At 64.8% G+C, this 1,861-nt stretch carries 2 protein-coding genes; both read left to right on the top strand.

What is annotated here, in order from left to right; genetic code table 11:
• On the top strand, window positions 1–901 hold a 901-nt coding region (locus EN935_RS33950), incomplete at its 5' end, for a thiamine pyrophosphate-dependent enzyme (protein WP_164771603.1).
• A 183-nt stretch (window positions 902–1,084) separates the two neighbouring features.
• Window positions 1,085–1,861 (top strand): myo-inosose-2 dehydratase (iolE, locus tag EN935_RS33945; RefSeq protein ID WP_127374120.1); only part of this gene is annotated, 777 nt, incomplete at its 3' end.

Raw genomic sequence — 1,861 nt, 5'->3', positions numbered from 1 at the left:
GTTCAAGAATTCCGGCAAGACCATCATCGGGCTCAACGTGCAGCCCTTCGACGCCGGCAAGCACCGCGCTCTGCCGCTGGTCGCTGATGCGGCCGAGGGTTTGGCTGAACTCGGTGCTGCGCTGAAGGGCTGGAAGGCACCTTCCACCTGGACCGCCAATGCGGCCACCGGCAAGACGGTCTGGCAGGCCGAGGCGGCTAAGGTGACAGCGTCGACCAATGCCGCCTACCCCTCCGACGCGCAAGTAATCGGCGCCGTGCAGCGCGCGATGGGCTCTGGGGTGACGCTGCTGCATGCCGCAGGCGGCCTGCCGGGCGAACTGCACAAGCTCTGGCAGGCTGGCGCGCCCGGCTCCTACCACGCCGAATACGGCTTCTCGACCATGGGCTACGAGATTGCCGGCGGGCTCGGCGCCAAGATGGCCAAGCCAAACGAGGAGGTCGTCGTGATGATCGGCGACGGCTCCTACCTGATGCTGAATTCCGAGATCGCCACCTCGGTGATGCTCGGCCTGAAGCTGACCATCGTGCTGCTCGACAACCGCGGCTACGGTTGCATCAACCGGCTGCAGATGGCGACCGGCGGCGCCAACTTCAACAATCTGCTGAAGGACTCGCGCCACGAGGTACTGCCCGACATCGACTTTGCCGCGCATGCGGCGAGCATGGGCGCGATTGCCGAGAAAGTGCCGTCGATTGCCGGGCTGGAAAATGCGCTGGCACAAGCCAAAAAGAATACACGCACCACGGTGCTGGTCATCGACACCGACCCGCTGGTTTCCACCGATGCCGGAGGCCACTGGTGGGATGTGGCGGTGCCGGAAGTGTCGGCACGGCCGCAGGTCAACGCGGCGCGCAAGGCCTATGACGAAAAGCGGCAGATGCAGACCATTGGCGATTGATATAGGCGCCGTCGCCCCTACCTCCCCCGTGTGGGAGGTCGGACCGAAGGTCCGGGTGGGGGTCCGGCGCCGCCCCCACCCCGCTGCTTTGCAGCGACTTGCCGGGGCGAGCCACGGGTCTCGCCCGTCCTTCGGACCCCCACAAGGGGGAAGGTGGAAACGAACTGAAACTGGAGCGACGACTTGAAAGCCAAACTGGGCATGTCCCCCATTGCGTGGTGGAACGACGATCTTGCCGAACTCAGCGATGACGTGTCGCTGGAAGAGTGTTTGCGCCAGTCGCGCTCGGCCGGTTTCACCGGCATGGAGATGGGCCGGCGTTTTCCCAATGATCCCGATGTCATGCTGCCGATCCTGAAGGCAGCCGACGTGACGCTGTGCGGTGGCTGGTTCTCCGGCACGCTGGTCGATGGGGAGATGGCCGACAACAAGGATCGCATCCAGCCGATGATCGACCTGTTCAAGGCCGTGAACGCGCCTTGCATCGTCTATGGCGAGGTCGGCCGCTCGATCCAGGGCGACCGCTCGAAGCCGCTGGCCACCAAGCCGAAGCTTTCGGACGACGAGATGAAGGCCTATGCGAAGCGCCTCACCGCGTTTGGCGAATGGTGCGCCGAACAGGGCATGCCGCTTTCCTATCACCACCATATGGCGGCCGTGGTCGAGACCGAGCCGGAACTCGATGCCTTCATGCGCTATTCCGGCGCCGGCATTCCGCTGCTGCTCGATGCCGGACATCTGGCCTTTGCCGGCGGCGACGTGCTGCGCGCCATCGACAACCATCACACTCGCATCAGCCATGTGCATGTGAAGGATGTGCGCATGGGCGTGATCGACAGGCTCGACCGCACGAAACAGTCCTTCCTCGACGCCGTGGCGCTGGGCGCCTTCACCGTGCCGGGCGACGGCTCGCTGGATTTCGGCGCCATCGTGCAGCGGTTCGCGGACCATGGCTATGAG

Source organism: Mesorhizobium sp. M7D.F.Ca.US.004.03.1.1, from assembly GCF_003998635.1.
GTDB lineage: Bacteria > Pseudomonadota > Alphaproteobacteria > Rhizobiales > Rhizobiaceae > Mesorhizobium > Mesorhizobium loti.
The sequence above is the reverse complement of the archived record's forward strand: the minus strand, read 5'-3'. Positions and strand labels throughout refer to the sequence as shown.